This window comes from Ruegeria sp. CDSA141, from assembly GCF_059612005.1.
Genome location: NZ_JBXWPT010000055.1, coordinates 1 through 1,266, shown reverse-complemented (window position 1 = coordinate 1,266; position 1,266 = coordinate 1). Strand labels below are relative to the sequence as shown.

The window sequence follows — 1,266 nt, the reverse complement described above, 5'->3', positions numbered from 1 at the left end:
CGGATTTTTTACCCAGTCCCTTGCTGATCGTGATCCTGAGCTTTTTGGCTCGATCACGTCGGAACTGGGTCGTCAGCGCGACGAGATCGAGCTGATCGCGTCCGAGAACATCGTCTCTGCCGCCGTGATGGAGGCGCAGGGCTCGGTGATGACCAACAAATATGCCGAAGGCTATCCCGGGCGCCGCTACTATGGCGGCTGCCAGTTTGTTGATATTGCCGAAAACCTGGCCATCGACCGCGCCAAACAGCTGTTCGAATGCGAGTTTGCCAATGTGCAGCCCAATTCCGGCTCTCAGGCCAACCAGGGCGTGTTTCAGGCCCTGATCAAGCCGGGCGACACCATTCTGGGCATGAGCCTGGATGCCGGTGGCCACCTGACCCACGGCGCGCGGCCGAACCAGTCGGGCAAGTGGTTCAACGCGGTGCAATACGGCGTGCGCCAGCAGGACAACATGCTGGATTACGATCAGGTCGAGGCGCTGGCGAAAGAGCACCAGCCCAAGCTGATCATCGCGGGTGGCTCGGCGATCCCACGCCAGATCGACTTTGCCCGCATGCGTCAGATCGCCGATATGGTCGGCGCCTATCTGCACGTGGACATGGCGCATTTTGCCGGTCTGGTGGCAGCGGGCGAACACCCCAGCCCCTTCCCCCATGCGCATGTGGCCACGACCACGACGCACAAGACCCTGCGTGGCCCGCGTGGCGGCATGATCCTGACCAATGATGAAGATATCGCCAAGAAAGTGAATTCAGCGATTTTCCCAGGCATCCAGGGCGGCCCGCTGATGCATGTGATCGCAGCCAAGGCCGTGGCCTTTGGCGAGGCCCTGCGGCCTGAGTTCAAGGACTATGTCAAGCAGGTGATCACCAACGCGCAGGCGCTGTCGGATCAGCTGATCAAGGGTGGGCTGGACACGGTGACCCACGGGACCGACACCCATGTGGTGCTGGTCGACCTGCGCCCCAAAGGGGTGAAAGGCAACGCCACCGAGAAGGCTCTGGGCCGGGCGCATATCACCTGCAACAAGAACGGCGTGCCGTTTGATCCCGAAAAGCCGACCATCACATCGGGCATCCGTCTGGGCAGCCCGGCAGGCACCACCCGCGGCTTCGGCGAGGTCGAATTCCGCCAGATCGCCGACTGGATCATCGAAGTGGTCGACGGCCTGGCCGCCAATGGCGAAGACGGCAACAGCGCTGTCGAAGCCAAGGTCAAGGCCGAAGTCGCAGACCTCTGCGCCAAATTCCCGATCTATCCGAA

Annotated in this window: 1 protein-coding gene; it reads left to right on the top strand. The window is 61.9% G+C overall.

Annotated elements, in window-relative coordinates:
• A partial coding sequence (gene glyA / locus AC2FLP_RS22080) for a serine hydroxymethyltransferase (RefSeq protein ID WP_496686563.1) occupies positions 1-1,266 on the top strand: 1,266 nt, incomplete at both ends.